Source organism: Fodinicurvata halophila (genome assembly GCF_042651425.1).
In the GTDB taxonomy this organism is placed as follows: domain Bacteria; phylum Pseudomonadota; class Alphaproteobacteria; order Kiloniellales; family DSM-21159; genus Fodinicurvata; species Fodinicurvata halophila.
This window is the reverse complement of record NZ_JBHSCW010000004.1, coordinates 137,370-151,994: the sequence shown is the minus strand read 5'-3', so window position 1 is coordinate 151,994 and position 14,625 is coordinate 137,370. Positions and strand designations below refer to the sequence as shown.

The following is a 14,625-nucleotide window of genomic DNA, read 5'->3' as shown; positions in this document are numbered from 1 at the left end:
AAGAACATACAGGGAAGGGGAAACAGATGCAGGACGATCCGAAAAACGCTCCCCAAGAGGAGGAAGCGGTCCCGGAGCCCGAAGGCGCAACCGAGATTATCGATACCGATTTCCAGATCGGCCAGGACAACATAAAACCCAAGATCGGCCCGTTCGGTCTGGACGTTCACAACCCCGTGTTCGTGGTCTCGGGGCTCGTGGTGGTCGCCTTCGTGCTGCTCACCATCATCTTCCAGGATGCGGCCGGCCCCGCCTTCGAAGACCTGAGGGGATTCCTGACCTCCAGTTTCGACTGGTTCTTCCTGCTCGCCGGGAACGTCTTCGTGATCCTCTGCCTGGCACTGATCGTCACGCCGCTCGGCAACGTGCGACTTGGCGGCAAGGAAGCCTCGCCGGACTTCACCTATTTCGGCTGGTTCTCCATGCTCTTCGCCGCCGGCATGGGCATCGGCCTGATGTTCTACGGCGTCAGCGAGCCGATCTCGCACTACACCACCTCTGTCGGCGGCACGACCGTCGAGGACGGGGTGCGCACCGATTGGGCTCCGCTGGGGGCGGCCGAAGGAAACGACCTTGAGGCGCGTCGGCTTGGCATGGCCGCAACGGTCTTCCACTGGGGCCTCCACCCCTGGGCGATCTACGCCGTCGTGGCATTGGCTCTGGCCCTGTTCTCCTTCAACAAGGGCCTGCCGCTGACGATCCGCTCCATGTTCTATCCGATCTTCGGCGAGAAGGTCTGGGGCTGGCCGGGTCATATCATCGACATCCTGGCCGTCTTCGCCACGCTGTTCGGCCTGTCCACCTCGCTGGGGCTGGGGGCCACCCAGGCCATCGCGGGGCTGAATTTCGTCTTCGGGCTGCCCGATACCATCAACGCCCAGGTGATCCTGATCCTTCTGATAACGGCCCTCGCGCTTATCTCTGTCCTACGTGGACTGGAAGGCGGTGTGAAGCTGCTGTCCGAGGTCAACATGGTTCTGGCGGGCATCCTGCTGTTCTTCGTCATCGTCGTCGGGCCCACGATTGCCATTGCCACAGGCTTCTTCAGCAATCTGCTGGCCTACGGGCAGGAGGTCCTTCCGCTCTCCAACCCCTTCGGGCGCGATGACGACAACTTCCGCCAGGGCTGGACATCCTTCTACTGGGCGTGGTGGATCAGCTGGTCGCCCTTCGTGGGCATGTTCATTGCCCGGGTCAGCCGTGGTCGTACAGTGCGCGAGTTCATCACCTGCGTGCTGATCATCCCCACGGTGGTCTCGGTGCTGTGGATGACCGCCTTCGGCGGCACGGCCATCACCCTGATCAACGAGGCCGGCATGGGCCAGATCGCCGACGCGGCCCTCGAGCTGAAGCTGTTCGAGATGCTGAACGGTCTGCCGCTGGCGATGATCACCTCAGTGGTTGGCGTGATCCTGGTGATCGTCTTCTTCGTCACCTCCTCGGACTCGGGCAGCCTGGTCATCGACACCATCACGGCCGGCGGCAAGGTCAATGCTCCCGTCAGCCAGCGTGTTTTCTGGTGCACCTTCGAGGGTCTGGTGGCGATCGCCCTGCTCCTCGGCGGTGGCCTGGGTGCACTGCAGGCGGCCTCGGTCTCCACAGGCCTGCCGTTCGCAGTGGTGCTGCTGCTCGGCTGCTTTGCAATCGTGAAGGGGCTTATGCGCGAACCACGCTGAAGTCCGTCCACGGGCGAGCTTATGGGAAGGGGGTGCCGCTGTTGCGGCGCCCCTTTTCTCTGCAGCTCTCACAGCGGAGTCTCGATGCCGGGAAAAGGTGCCGAACACGGCCCTGTCATGTGTCGAACTGCAAAGAGGCGCTCTGACATGCTCCAAGGTCATCTGTGGGGACTTTCAGAGAGCGATGCTATCCTGGAGCGATCAAGCGATTGCCTGAATGACCCGGATAGTTTCCTGCAGTCCTTGCATGTGGCCGAAGGCGATCCGGAGGGAGTGCAATGCTGAATCGGGGAAAGACGTTCGATCAGGTCCGGAGCACATTCAGCTGGGACATTCCCGAGCACTACAACATCGGAGTGGATGTCTGCGACCGATGGGCCGAGCGGACTCCGGACCGCGTGGCCATCATCGATATCGATCCGGACAATGCGGTTCGCGAGTATCGTTATTCGGACTTGAAGGTCATGTCGAACCGGCTGGCCAATGCGTTGGCGGCGCGAGGCATCGGCCGCCACGAGCAGGCGGTCGGGGACAGGGTCGGCGTGCTGCTGCCGCAGCGGATCGAAACGGCGGTGGCCCATATCGCGGTGGCAAAGTTGGGCTGTATCTCGATCCCGCTGTTCACCCTGTTTGGACCGGATGCGCTTCTGCACAGGCTCGGCGACTCCGGCACCAAGGCGGTCATCACGGACAGTACAGGTGTCGAGAAGCTGGTTCCCCTTCTCGACCGGCTACCCGCCTTGGAACGGATCTTCTGTGTGGACGGGGCCATGGGGCCGGCCGAGGATTTCGCCGCAGCCTGCGAGAGCCAGTCGGAGAGCTTCGAACCGGTGGCCACACGGGCCGACGATCCGGCGCTTATCATCTACACTTCCGGCACCACCGGCAATCCGAAGGGGGCGCTGCACGCGCACAGGGTCCTTCTCGGACATCTTCCTGGCGTCGAGATCAGCCACGACTTCCTGCCCCACGAAGGCGACCGCTTCTGGACACCGGCAGATTGGGCCTGGATCGGCGGCTTGCTCGACGTCCTCATGCCGGCACTCCATCACGGTATTGCCGTTGTCGCCTGCCGCCTGTCAAAGTTCACCGCAGAGGTCGCGTTCGAACTGATCCGCCGCCATCGCATCCGGAACACTTTCCTGCCGCCCACGGCCCTGAAGATGATGAAGCTCCTGCCCTCCGAGGAAGTGCAGGGAGTCAAGCTGCGCTCGGTGGCAAGCGGCGGTGAGACCCTCGGCGTGGAGCTGATCGAATGGGGAAAGCAGCACCTCGACGTCACCATCAACGAATTCTACGGCCAGACCGAATGCAACATGATCGTCTCGTCCTGCGCCGCGCTCGAGCCCCCGCTGCCGGGAACGATGGGCTATCCGGTGCCGGGCCACGTGGTCGATGTGCTCGATGAGGCCGCAGGCACCCCACAACCCGATGAAACGGAAGGCGCCATTGCCGTGCTGGCACCAGATCCGGTCATGTTCCTCGGCTACTGGAACAACCCCGAGGCGACGCGCGAGAAGTTCGTTGAAGGACCGCGCGGCAAATGGCTCCTGACGGGGGATCGAGGGATCCGTGATGCACATGGCCGGATCCGCTTCGTGGGGCGACACGACGATGTGATCAGCTCGGCCGGCTACAGGATCGGGCCGTCCGAGGTCGAGGATTGCCTGCTCGCGCACGAGGCCGTGCGTCTTGCCGGCGTCGTCGGCAAGCCCGATCCCCTCCGGGGCAGCGTGGTCGCGGCCTATGTCGTGTTGAAGGACGGTTTCGATCCCTCGGAGACCCTGGCCGAGGACATCGCGCAGTTCGTCAAGTCGCGCCTGGCGGCCCACGAGTATCCGCGCGTCGTCCGCTTCATCGAGGACATGCCGATGACGACCACCGGCAAGATCGTGCGCCGAACCTTGCGCAAGATGGCCGAAGACGAGGCCGCGCAGGAGGAGTGACATGCCTGGGCTCTATGGAGCCGGCCTTTCCCTCCAGGTATTAGGCCGCAAGAGGCACCTGTATCGCGGAGCGCAGGACGCAGATCGGCTCGACCCTCATGAGTACTTGAAAGCGGCAGGGAGCGTTGCCAATTATCTGCCGTCCGGGCCCCTCTGGCAGATCCATCCGATCCTGCGATGTCGGACTTCGAGTTAGCTGCAGTGAAGCGCTGACTTGCTGGCCGAGCCTTTTCAAAGCCCGTCGTCCTCCAAGTCGTTCTCGCAAAGCTGCGCCCGCTTGGCCGCGGTCCGGCCAGCCTATTCGGACTATGGAGTGACATGATGAAGTGCCCGATTGACCAGATCGACTTGATGATGACCGAGCGGCAGGGAATAGAGATCGACTATTGCCCGAAATGCCGTGGTGTATGGCTTGACCGCGGGGAGCTGGATACGCTGATCGATCGATCAGATGGTGCGGCGCGGCCGCAGGGCCATCAATCCCATAGCGAATCACGCCATGATGGCCAGCGCCATGGGAAGCGCAAGTCGATGCTGAGTGAATTGTTCGATTTCTGAGTCCCCTTGCCGAGGGCCGGCTCGTTTCGAACCGGCCCATTAGCAGGTATCCAGCCTTGTCGTCTTCTCCCCTGCGCGGGGAGTTTGACCGGGAACATGCCCCGTGGACTCGAGCATCTGGCTCTGGATCGGCTTCAACCTCTTTGTTGTAGTGCTGCTAACCATCGATCTTGCTGCCCTTACTGCGCACGCGTCCAGCTCCGCTGGCTTTGGCATGCCCACAGGCTGGGGACCGGGCAGTTCGCCAGGGGCGCGCTCCGGAAAGCCCATTGACGAGACATGATCGCCTGGCGCCACCTGGAGCTCTCGCCTTCATCACGCTCCACCAACATAAAAGTTACATTAGCCGTGCGACGCGTCCTCACTTCACAATCGGTTCATCGATCCCGGGACATGCTGCAGAGACGGTTCCTACCGTAGACCGGGAGTGCGTCAGGTCTTCCAGTCCACCCGTGCACGAGGGTCGGGCTTGTAGGTGAAATAGGTGCCTGTATGAATCGTTCGTACCAGGTGCTCACCAAGGCTCGGATGATGTTGGGCGATCCGATCGAGGGTGTATCGAAGCGAACGGGTTGCGCTGGTGCGTGCGCGCTCAAAGCCATCCCCAATGGTCCGGGCCCGGTCATTCAGGCCAACGCCGCGGCGGAGTTCATCGATAAGAAACTGGCGATCGGCCCGTGCCAGCTCCGCCCGATGCAAGTCGTTGGCAGCCTCCGCCTCCGCAATGTCCTCCTCCGTCTCGGCAAGCCGCTGCCGGTATGCCTCGCGGGCCTTTGAATCGAACACCTCCAGGCCGCATTGCGCATCCATGCTGGAAGCATCCGCGGGGTCTCCGACCGGGAACGCGCCCCGCTCCACCGCCACCAGGTCGAGCACGTGGAAGTCACGGCCGGGTTCCGCCAGCAGGCGCTCCAGATAGCGCATACCCTTGAGGTCCTTCAGGCGCACGGTGCGGCCATCGAAGGTCACCGTTCGCATCTCTCCCTCGCGGCGAAAGACGCACTGTTCGCGGGTCGCCGCCGTCCGTACAGATGCCGACGGAACCTGTTCACGAGCCAGGTCCGCCCAGGGTCTGGCGTTGAGTGCCTCAAAGGCCCGACAGGCGGCGTCAAGTTCCAGCTCGGCGGTGCTGTCGTCGCCCGCCGCTCGGTGAGCTGCCGCCAACACAATACGCAGAGTCGCCGCCTCGAACGGCATGCGCAGCGACACCCATTCCATGACGGCTTCACTCAGCAGGCGGATGGCCTCGCATTTCTGCCCGTCATGCAACGCCAGGCGACCTTTTGCGGCGAGCGCGGAGGTCTGCAATGTGCGGCTCTGGTACATTTGGGCGATCTCGGTGAGGTCGTTGGCGGCTGTACGGGCCGCCTGGTCATCACCGGCGGCCAGGGCGATCACCACCTGCGCCTCGCGCAGGGGCGCCCGCCGCAGGCCACCCGAAGGCGGGCGCTCCTTCGAGGGGATATCGAATGGATGCTCGAGGGCGCTCTCGATCATCGCCAGGGCTTCCTCGACCCGGCCCTGGGCCAATCGCAGCAATGCAAGCCCTGGCTGAGGCAACCAAGCATTCTGGTGTGCCGCCAGAAAGGCTTCCTCAGCTCCGGCAAAATCGCCTTTGCGCAGCCTCGCGTTGCCGAGCTCGGTCAGTGGCCAGCCGAATTCCCGCCGCATCCACGGGCGCAGCTCTTCGCATGCCAGCAGCGCCTCCTGCTCGGCTTCGTCACAGGGGCCCCGCAGGCGCATGATCTCCGCCCGGTGCACACGGCAGCGGCCGTTGAGACCGCCGAACGCAGCCCCCTGGCGCCATCGTTCCATTGCTACGGTCCATTCCTCGGCACGGTCGTGCTGACCGATCCACTGCATCGCGCAGATAACCTCGCACCACATCTGGCCCGTGGTGAGGGGGTCGAGATTGCCGGAGCTCAGCTCCACGGCAACATCGTCCAGCGCTTTCAGCCCTTCATCGACGTCGCCGTCATGGATCCAGACCCGTGCCAGGGCGACCTGCCCGATGATCGACGGCGGGGCCAGCCCGTGTCTTTGTCCCCCGTCCATGGCCTTGCGCGCCCAATGCCCCGTCCCCGGCATATCGCCGCACATCAGGCGCTCGTAGGTCCGCACCGCGGCGAGCCACGCCCAGACCGGGCTGTCGGGCGCATCATCCATCAGGCACTCCGCGCGTGACAGCCACGCGCGCACGGTGGCCATCAGGCCCGAGTCCATCATCAGGTACATGCCCATCATGACGGCGGCGAAGGCTGCGCCGTGAGTTTGGCCGCCTTCCAGGTGGAGCTGGTATAGCTGCCCGTAGGCAGCCAGCGTTTCTTCCAGGTCGCCGGCTCCGTACGCCGCCTGTGCCCGCAGCTCCAACAGCTCGGCCGAGGGTGGGATGGACAGTTCGGCAAGCAGAGTCTGGGCCCGGTCGAAGTCCCCGGCATCGAGGGCGACACGAATCGGCGAGAAGTCTGCGTCCGTCATGGCTCGGCACCCTTTGTCGCGGTTGTAACAAGGGTTGTTACGTCTCTCGGACAGGTGCGCGGTGCACCTGCCTGAAAACGTAATCCAGTAAAGGAGCATCTTGCCATGAGTGAAACGCTTTATGACAGACTAGGCCGCAAGGAAGGTATCGACAAGCTCGTGAACCGCATCGTCGACCTCCATCTCCAGAACGAGGTCGTCAACCCCCGGTACAGGGCCCTCACCGACGAGGAGACGGATCACGCCCGTGAGAAGACTAAGGAATTTCTCGCGGCCGGTTCCGGCGGGCCGGTGGAATACACAGGTCGGTCGATGATCGAAACGCATACCGGCATGAATGTCAGCGCGGCCGAATTCGTCGCCGTGGTCGACGATATCATGCAGGCGATGAAGGAGCTGGAATATCCGCAACCGGTCTGCGACGAAATCTTGGGCATAGCCTATTCGCTCAAGGAGGAAATCGTTCACAGATAAGTACGGGGCGGGTGAGTCTGGGGACGGGCCCTTGGCCCGTCCCTGTCAAACAGACCACTGGCGTGAATTCATCACGTCCCAGAACCGGATCCGGTCTGAGTGCTTCAGCGCATTGTTCTGAACTTCAGAGCAAGCGAATGCCCATCACCCGTTCATGGGGAAGAGCCTTCAGCTGGTCAGCTTCATGGACTATGATCTGGGAGTCTTCGACAAGGAAACGGACCGTATCGAACCCGGTCCCAATCCATTCGCCCCGGAGAAACTGTAAACCATCTCTCCGGTATCAAATGTAAACCATGTGTCCGGAACGGACCTTGGGAGAATGGAGCGGGCGATGGGATTCGAACCCACGACCCCAACCTTGGCAAGGTTGTGCTCTACCCCTGAGCTACGCCCGCATCCTGTAGAGTGTTGGGGATGTAACGCCTCGGGCGCGGCATTGCAAGAGTCTTTCTTCATTGTGTTCGCATCGCAGCCGCTTGCACCTCGGAGTTCTTTATCCGGCCGGGCGGGCGGGCTATGATCTGCGCCATGAACGAGACAGTGGAACAGAACGACCCCCCTGCCCAGCTCGTCGATGGCAGTGAACCCCATACGCCGGAGGACCTTTTTGCGCGGCTCGATGAGCTGGGCATAACCTGTCGCACGGTGGAGCATCCCCCCCTCTACACGGTGGAGGACTCCCGGTCATTGCGCGGGGAACTGCCCGGCGGACACACCAAGAACCTGTTCCTGCGCAACAAGAAGGGCGGCATGTGGCTGGTCACCTGCCTGGAGGATCGCGCGATCGACCTGAAGGATCTGGGCGAACGTCTGGATGCGGGACGGCTGTCCTTCGGCCGGCCGGAACGGCTGATGCAGTATCTGGGCGTCATCCCGGGTGCCGTCACGCCCTTCGCGGTGATCAACGACCGGCAGGATGCGGTCCAGATGGTGCTGGACTCCGCGCTGATGGAGTATGATCCCCTCAATTTCCATCCTCTGGACAACGCCCGCACGACAGCGCTCTCGCCACGGGACCTGCTGCGTTTTCTGGAGTCCGTGGGGCATTACCCTCAGGTCATTTCCCTGGATTGAGAGCAGGACGTCGCGTCCCGGCATGCGCCGGCGCGACAACACGCTGTCGCCACCCTTGTTTCACGGTCCTCAAACCGCCACATTTGCCATGGTGACGGAGGCCGCTGTCCAACTCTTTACAGCGGTAGTTCCGGCTATATCTTATTGAGTTGTCAGCAAGGCGGAGATTTTAGACATGGAGCCTCTCATCGGCCTGTCCTCGTCGGGAAACGCGGCACAGGACACAGCAGGCGCGGCCGGCGACCTGATCAAGGAATCCAACCTGCAGAATTTCAGGGCTGACGTCATCGATGCCTCGATGCAGCAGCCCGTCCTGGTGGATTTCTGGGCGGACTGGTGCGGCCCGTGCAAGCAGCTGACTCCGGCCCTGGAAAAGGTCGTGAAGGAAGCGCGCGGGGCGGTGAAGCTGGTCAAGATCGACGTGGACCAGAACCAGGAGCTGGCCCAGCAGTTGCGGATCCAGTCCCTGCCCACGGTCTATGCCTTCTATCAGGGCCAGCCGATCGATGGGTTCCAGGGCGTGTTGCCCGAAAGCCAGCTGAACGAGTTCCTCAAGCGGGTCACCGATGCCGCCGGCGTCTCGGCAGGCGGCCCCACCACCCAGGAACTGCTGGAACAGGCCGAACAGCAGCGCAAGGACGGTCAGGCCGAGGAGGCCATGCAGACCTATATTTCCATTCTGGAGCAGGACTCCGAGAATGCCGGCGCCTTTGCCGGCCTGCTGCGCTGCCGGATCGACATGGGCGACCTGGAGGAGGTCGAGCAGGCCCTGAATGAGTTGACCGAACCGCTGCGCAGCAACCCCGAGATCCAGGCCGTCCACTCCGCCCTGGACCTGGCGCGCCAGGCCGCCGAGAGCGGCGATGCCAGCGAACTGGAATCCAGGCTTGCCGCGGACCCGGACGACCACCAGGCTCGCTTCGAGCTGGCCCAGGCTCACTTCGCGCAGGGTCGCAAGGAGGACGCGGCCGAGGCCCTGCTGGAGATCATCCGGCGCAAGCGGGACTGGAACGAGGATGCGGCCCGTCAGCAGCTGCTGAAGTACTTCGAGGCCTGGGGGCCCACCGATCCGGTGACCCAGGATGCCCGGCGGCAGCTGTCGTCCCTGATCTTCGCATGATGCGGGACCTCTTCGGCCCGGGTTTCGCAGAGCTGCCAGACAGCCTGCCCATCTTTCCCCTGCCCGGCGCCCTGCTGCTGCCGGGCGGGAATCTTCCGCTCAATATCTTCGAGCCGCGCTATCTGGCCATGGTGCGCGATACGCTGGCCTGGCCGCGGTTGATCGGGATGGTCCAGCCCAAGCTGCCGGCAGGCGCCGAAGACGAGGACTACGGCGAAGACGTGGGTGCGGCAGCCGTCTACCAGACCGGCTGCGCGGGACGTATCGCCATCTTTCAGGAGAACAGCGACGGCCGCTGCCAGATCACGCTGGCCGGCCTGGTGCGCTTTCGCATCACCGAGGAGATCGCGGGCGTCGACGGCTATCGGCGCGTACGACCGGACTGGAGTGATTTCGCCGCCGACTTCACGACGCAATCGCTGCCGGAGACATTCGAGCGCCAACGGCTGCTCACCATCCTGCAGGACTACTTCCATCTGACCGGGCTCTCCGCCGACTGGTCGTCCATCGAAGCGGCTCCCGCCGAACGGCTGGTTACCTCGCTGTCCATGATCTGCCCGTTCGACCCAAGGGAGAAACAGGCTCTGCTGGAGGCCCCGGACATGGCCAAGCGCGGCGAAACACTGATCACCATCCTCGAGATGGCGGTCATGGAGGCCCGCTCCGGTGTGGGGCGGCATTGATCGTTGCCGGGCGCGGACTCACATGAGGAGCACGAAACCATGAGCACGCAAGGCAATCCGTCACCGAGCAGCGCGGTCGATCCCAAGTTGCTGGAAATCCTGGTCTGCCCCCTGACCAAGGGGCCGCTGGAATACGACCGGGAGCGCAACGAACTGATCAGTCGCCAAGCGAATCTCGCCTATCCGATTCGTGACGGCATTCCCATCATGCTGCCAGACGAGGCGCGCGCCCTGGACGACTGATCCGGGCCCCGCAGGATAGAGGAGACATGGGCGAGTACGACATCAAGCACCACCCGTCCGAGATCCGCTATGTCTCGGCCGAGAAACGACTGGAAGTGACCTTCGAGGACGGCCAGCACTTCTCGCTGCCGGCCGAGCTGCTGCGCGTGGAAAGTCCCTCGGCGGAGGTCCAGGGACATGGGCCCAGCCAGAAACAGATCGTTCCCGCGCGCAAGCACGTGGGCATCCTGGCCATCGAGCCGGTGGGCAGCTATGCCGTGCGCATCAAGTTCGACGACCTGCACGACACGGGCATCTATTCCTGGGACTATCTCTACAAGCTGGGCGAACGCAAGGAAGAGTTCTGGCAGGAGTACCTGCAGAACCTGGAGGCGCGGGGCCTGTCCCGCGAGCCGCCATCACGCGGATAAGCGCCGCGTCATGGCAAAACTGGTATAGTTGCAATAGTTTCCTTATAGTTTAGCCTATTGGTTGATGATGCCAATGGGAAGGTGACATGGTCGTGGATGCAAGACTCTATGGCTTCCAGGACGACGCCAGTGAGGCCGTACGCTACCTGTCTGCTCATCTGGATAGCCTGCGCGGCGAGCGCGCAATGCCACTGCGCTCGAAGCTCCTGCCCGAGGAACTCCCGCCCTTCCTTCTGCCCGGCCTCTTCCTGGTGGAGGTGCATGGCGATACGGGCCCGGGCTGCACAGGCCCCTGGCAGTTCCGCTATCGCCTGATGGGCACCCATGTTGTCGCCGCCAGCGGAATCGACTGGACGGGGCGCGACGTGGGACCAGACCTGCTGGAAGACCGCTGGCAGGACTATCGCGCGTTCTACGAGGAACCCTTGCGCAGTCGGCAGCCGACCTGCCGGCAGCACGACTTCCGCAATCACGCCGAAGGCCGTAGCTACCCCAGCCGCCGATATCTCTTTCCTCTCTGTGACGAAGCCCAGAGGATTACCCTGCTGGTCGGTTTCTTCGTGATCGAAAGCGGCGCCTGGCGCTTCGGGTGACCGGCCGACGCCGGCAGATCACAGGGGATCTCCGCGCGTCAGGCGCGGCAGGTCGCCCACCAGCCCCATGGCGTGGCGCATGAAGAACTTCTTCAGGCGCGGCGTGCGGTCAACCGCGGCAAAGCCGAGATCGCGCGCCAGCCGGATCGGCGGGATGTCGTTGGAGAACAGGCGGTTCAGGCCATCCGTGATACCGGCCAGCAGCATGTTGTCGAATCGCCGCCAGCGTTCATAGCGGTCCAGGACCGACGAACTGCCGATGTCGAGGCCCAGGCGGCGGATATCCACGATACACTCGGCCAGCGCCGCCACGTCCCGCAGACCCAGGTTGAAGCCCTGGCCGGCAATGGGATGAATGACATGCGCGGCATCCCCGACCAACGCCAGGCGGGTCGCGCGATAGTGCCGGGCATGCATCAGCGAGAGAGGATAGGACCAGCGTGGCCCGGTGACGGAGAAGCTCCCCAGGGTATCGCCGAAGCGTCGCTGGACTTCTCTCGCGAAGTCAGCCGGTTCCAGGGCCATCATGCGCTCGGCCAATTCGGGCCGTTCCGTCCAGACCAGGGACGAACGGTGGCGTCCCGCTTCGTCATCGCGCAGGGGAAGCACCGCAAACGGCCCGTTCGGCAGGAAATGTTCATGGGCCACGCCATGATGCGGGCGTTCGTGCTCCAGCGTGCAGACCAGGCCGCTCTGCCGGTACTGCCAGCTTTTCACGGAAATTCCCGCCGCCTGGCGCAGTGGCGAGTTGCGTCCCTCGGCGGCCACCACCAGGCGGGCACGGATCACCAGGCCGCTCTTCAATCTCACTTCGGCGCCGCCGGCCTCGCGCCGCGCCTCCACGACCAGGTCCGGGGCATGCAGCTGGAAGCCCTCGCGTTGCTGCAACAGCCGATGCAGGGCCAGGCGCAGGTCGCGGTTCTCCACGATGTGCCCCAGCGGGCCAAGTCCCAACTCTTCGGAATCGTAGTGCACGAAGAAGGGAGACGCCCGCCGGTCCATGCGTCCGTCGGACACGCGGATATCGCGAATCGGCTCTGCCGTATCGGCCAGCAGGGGCCAGAGCCCGATCCCCTCCAGGATATGCCGGGAGCCGGCGGCGATCGCCGAAGCCCGGCCGTCGAAGGGCGCGGCCAGCACTTTTTCGGGCGCCTGCGCATCCACCAGCGCGACCTCCAGGCCGGCACTGCTCAAAGCGGCAGCCAGGGTCAGGCCGGCCAGCCCGCCGCCCGAGATCACCACGTCGCACTGGCGGATCTCGGTTTGCCCAGGCGCGGATCCGGTTTCCGAAAAGGAACGCGATTTGCTCATGGCTGGCAGAATCGGCTCTCCCGCCAGCCTTGTCCAGTCTTCTGCGACATAGCCCACTGATCAAAAAATATGCATGCGATCAATACTGCATAATTTATAGGCATTTTAACTTTGAGTCCAAACCTCTCGCAAACAGAACGAGTCTTTCAACCTACTGATTCAAAACCAGAAATCCGGTTATTCGGCGATCTGGCACGCTTCTTGATGGTCTACGAGTGAACCGCTGCCGACCCCGGGGTGGACGCCTTCTTGGGAGGCACTCGGGCGAAGCGGCCACAAGGGGAACCAGAGAAGGGACCGGGCTCATGAAAATGGTTGTTGCCATCATCAAGCCCTTCAAGCTCGACGATGTAAGAGAAGCTCTCACTGCCAGCGGCATAGAGGGCCTGACCGTCAGCGAGGTGAAGGGTTACGGCCGGCAGAAGGGACAGACGGAAATCTATCGCGGCGCCGAATACGCCGTGAACTTCCTGCCGAAGGTGAAGATCGAGGTCGCCGTGGCCGACGATCGCGTCGAGGGGGTCGTGGAAACCATCCAGAAGACCGCCAATACCGGGCGCATCGGCGACGGCAAGATCTTTGTCCTCGATATCTCGCACGCCGTCCGTATCCGGACCGGCGAAACCGACAGCGAAGCACTTTAGGAGAAAGCGCATGACGAAACTGCGCCAGATTTCAACGGGCGCCGCCGTGCTTGCGGTCGGCAGTCTGTTCGCCACCACCGCCTTTGCCCAGGACGAGGCCGTCGGGGTCTCGGGCGAGGTCGGCTTCATCCTGAACACCTTCCTCTTCCTCATCTGCGGTGCCTTCGTGATGTGGATGGCCGCCGGCTTCTCCATGCTGGAATCCGGCCTGGTGCGCAGCAAGAACACCGCCTCCATCTGCCTGAAGAACATCACGCTCTACTCCATCGCCGGCATCATGTACTACCTGATCGGCTACAACCTGATGTATGTGGATGTCGGCAGCTGGATCGGCTCCATCAGCCTGCTCTACAACCCCAGCGGCGCCGAGGCGGCGCTCGTGGGCGGCAGCGAGGATGCGGATGTCCTCAGCCAGGTGGTCGATGCCGGCTATTCGGTCATGTCCGACTGGTTCTTCCAGATGGTCTTCGTGGCCACGGCGGCCTCCATCGTCTCGGGCACGCTGGCCGAGCGCATCAAGTTTGCCCCCTTCATGATCTTCGTGGTGATCCTCACCGGCATCCTCTACCCGATCCAGGGCGCCTGGACCTGGGGAGCCGGCTGGCTGACCGAAATGGGCTTCTCCGACTACGCCGGCTCCACCATCGTCCACTCCGTGGGCGGCTGGGCCGCACTGACCGGCGCCATCATCCTGGGCGCTCGCAAGGGCAAGTTCGGCGCCAACGGCAAGGTCAATCCCATCCCCGGCGCCAACCTGCCGCTGGCGACCCTGGGCACCTTCATCCTGTGGCTCGGCTGGTTCGGCTTCAACGGCGGCTCGGTCCTGGCCATGGATTCTGCCGCCGCGGTCACCGAGATGTCCCTGGTCTTCGCCAACACCAACCTGGCCGCGGCCGGTGGCGTGGTGATGGCGGTGATCCTGACCGGCGCCATCTACAAGAAGATCGACCTGACCATGGCGTTGAACGGCGCACTGGCCGGCCTGGTTTCCATCACCGCCGGACCGGATGTGGGCAGCCCGCTGCTGGCCATCATCATCGGCGCCATCGGCGGCATCATCGTGGTGGTCACCGTGCCGCTGCTGGACAAGCTGAAGATCGACGACGTGGTGGGCGCCATTCCGGTGCACCTCTTCGCCGGGATCTGGGGCACGCTGGCCGTGGGCATCTTCGGCGGCGGCGACCTGGTGGTGCAGATCATCGGCATCGTGGCCATCGGCGCCTTCATGGTCGTCACCTCGGCCATCGTCTGGCTGGCCCTCAAGGCCATCATGGGCCTGCGCCTCAACGAAGAAGACGAGATGGCCGGCCTCGACCAGACGGAACTGGGGCTCGAAGCCTATCCCGAGTTCGCCCAGGGCTCCAAGACGGTCTGAGGGACAGGACAAAAGGTTACACAATCAGCAACGGCGT

At 63.5% G+C, this 14,625-nt stretch carries 14 protein-coding genes and 1 tRNA gene; 12 read left to right on the top strand and 3 right to left on the bottom strand.

The genetic code is table 11. The features are described from left to right. Positions 1–26 precede the first annotated feature (26 nt). The 3 genes from ACFOW6_RS10130 (at position 27) to ACFOW6_RS10120 (ending at position 4,180) form a co-directional block, all read left to right on the top strand. Positions 27–1,676, top strand: coding sequence for a BCCT family transporter (locus ACFOW6_RS10130; RefSeq protein ID WP_382422243.1), 1,650 nt, complete (start codon positions 27–29; stop codon positions 1,674–1,676). Positions 1,677–1,954: 278 nt separating this feature from the next. Further along, positions 1,955–3,622, top strand: coding sequence for an AMP-binding protein (locus tag ACFOW6_RS10125; RefSeq protein ID WP_382422242.1), 1,668 nt, complete (start codon positions 1,955–1,957; stop codon positions 3,620–3,622). A gap of 318 nt (positions 3,623–3,940) precedes the next feature. Further along, positions 3,941–4,180 carry a TFIIB-type zinc ribbon-containing protein gene (locus ACFOW6_RS10120; protein WP_382422241.1) on the top strand — a complete coding sequence of 80 codons (240 nt, stop codon included), beginning with the start codon at positions 3,941–3,943 and terminating at the stop codon, positions 4,178–4,180. Positions 4,181–4,612: 432 nt separating this feature from the next. On the opposite strand, the gene ACFOW6_RS10115 is transcribed toward ACFOW6_RS10120, so the two are convergent. Further along, positions 4,613–6,658, bottom strand: coding sequence for a hypothetical protein (locus ACFOW6_RS10115; RefSeq protein ID WP_382422240.1), 2,046 nt, complete (start codon positions 6,656–6,658; stop codon positions 4,613–4,615). A 105-nt stretch (positions 6,659–6,763) separates the two neighbouring features. On the opposite strand from ACFOW6_RS10115, the gene ACFOW6_RS10110 reads away from it, so the two are divergent. Further along, the gene (locus ACFOW6_RS10110; RefSeq protein WP_382422239.1) at positions 6,764–7,132 is read left to right on the top strand and encodes a group I truncated hemoglobin; all 369 of its coding nucleotides are present in this window, start codon (positions 6,764–6,766) and stop codon (positions 7,130–7,132) included. A 323-nt stretch (positions 7,133–7,455) separates the two neighbouring features. On the opposite strand, the gene ACFOW6_RS10105 is transcribed toward ACFOW6_RS10110, so the two are convergent. Next, a tRNA-Gly gene (locus tag ACFOW6_RS10105) sits at positions 7,456–7,530 on the bottom strand. Positions 7,531–7,663: 133 nt separating this feature from the next. Between ACFOW6_RS10105 and ACFOW6_RS10100 the strand changes: the two genes are divergently transcribed. The 6 genes from ACFOW6_RS10100 (at position 7,664) to ACFOW6_RS10075 (ending at position 11,258) form a co-directional block, all read left to right on the top strand. Continuing rightward, positions 7,664–8,209: a prolyl-tRNA synthetase associated domain-containing protein gene (locus ACFOW6_RS10100; RefSeq protein WP_382422238.1), complete on the top strand. Its 546-nt coding sequence runs from the start codon at positions 7,664–7,666 to the stop codon at positions 8,207–8,209. Between the two features lie 175 nt (positions 8,210–8,384). Then, positions 8,385–9,329: a thioredoxin gene (trxA, locus tag ACFOW6_RS10095; protein WP_382422237.1), complete on the top strand. Its 945-nt coding sequence runs from the start codon at positions 8,385–8,387 to the stop codon at positions 9,327–9,329. After that, a complete protein-coding gene (locus ACFOW6_RS10090; protein ID WP_382422236.1) occupies positions 9,326–10,012 on the top strand; it encodes an LON peptidase substrate-binding domain-containing protein in 687 nt (228 codons plus the stop codon). Before trxA ends, ACFOW6_RS10090 begins: the two co-directional genes overlap by 4 nt. 39 nt (positions 10,013–10,051) lie before the next feature. After that, a complete protein-coding gene (locus ACFOW6_RS10085; RefSeq protein WP_382422235.1) occupies positions 10,052–10,255 on the top strand; it encodes a Trm112 family protein in 204 nt (67 codons plus the stop codon). Positions 10,256–10,281: 26 nt separating this feature from the next. Further along, positions 10,282–10,665, top strand: coding sequence for a gamma-butyrobetaine hydroxylase-like domain-containing protein (locus ACFOW6_RS10080; protein ID WP_382422234.1), 384 nt, complete (start codon positions 10,282–10,284; stop codon positions 10,663–10,665). 86 nt (positions 10,666–10,751) lie between these two features. Further along, the gene (locus tag ACFOW6_RS10075) at positions 10,752–11,258 is read left to right on the top strand and encodes a hypothetical protein (protein ID WP_382422233.1); all 507 of its coding nucleotides are present in this window, start codon (positions 10,752–10,754) and stop codon (positions 11,256–11,258) included. An 18-nt stretch (positions 11,259–11,276) separates the two neighbouring features. Here ACFOW6_RS10075 and ACFOW6_RS10070 read toward each other — a convergent pair whose 3' ends face one another. Then, complete coding sequence (locus tag ACFOW6_RS10070; RefSeq protein WP_382422232.1) at positions 11,277–12,569, bottom strand: UbiH/UbiF/VisC/COQ6 family ubiquinone biosynthesis hydroxylase; 1,293 nt, start codon at positions 12,567–12,569, stop codon at positions 11,277–11,279. Between the two features lie 305 nt (positions 12,570–12,874). Here ACFOW6_RS10070 and ACFOW6_RS10065 point away from each other — a divergent pair, with 305 nt between their 5' ends. After that, positions 12,875–13,213 carry a P-II family nitrogen regulator gene (locus tag ACFOW6_RS10065; protein ID WP_382422231.1) on the top strand — a complete coding sequence of 113 codons (339 nt, stop codon included), beginning with the start codon at positions 12,875–12,877 and terminating at the stop codon, positions 13,211–13,213. A gap of 10 nt (positions 13,214–13,223) precedes the next feature. Next, a complete protein-coding gene (amt, locus tag ACFOW6_RS10060; protein ID WP_382422230.1) occupies positions 13,224–14,588 on the top strand; it encodes an ammonium transporter in 1,365 nt (454 codons plus the stop codon). Positions 14,589–14,625 lie beyond the last annotated feature (37 nt).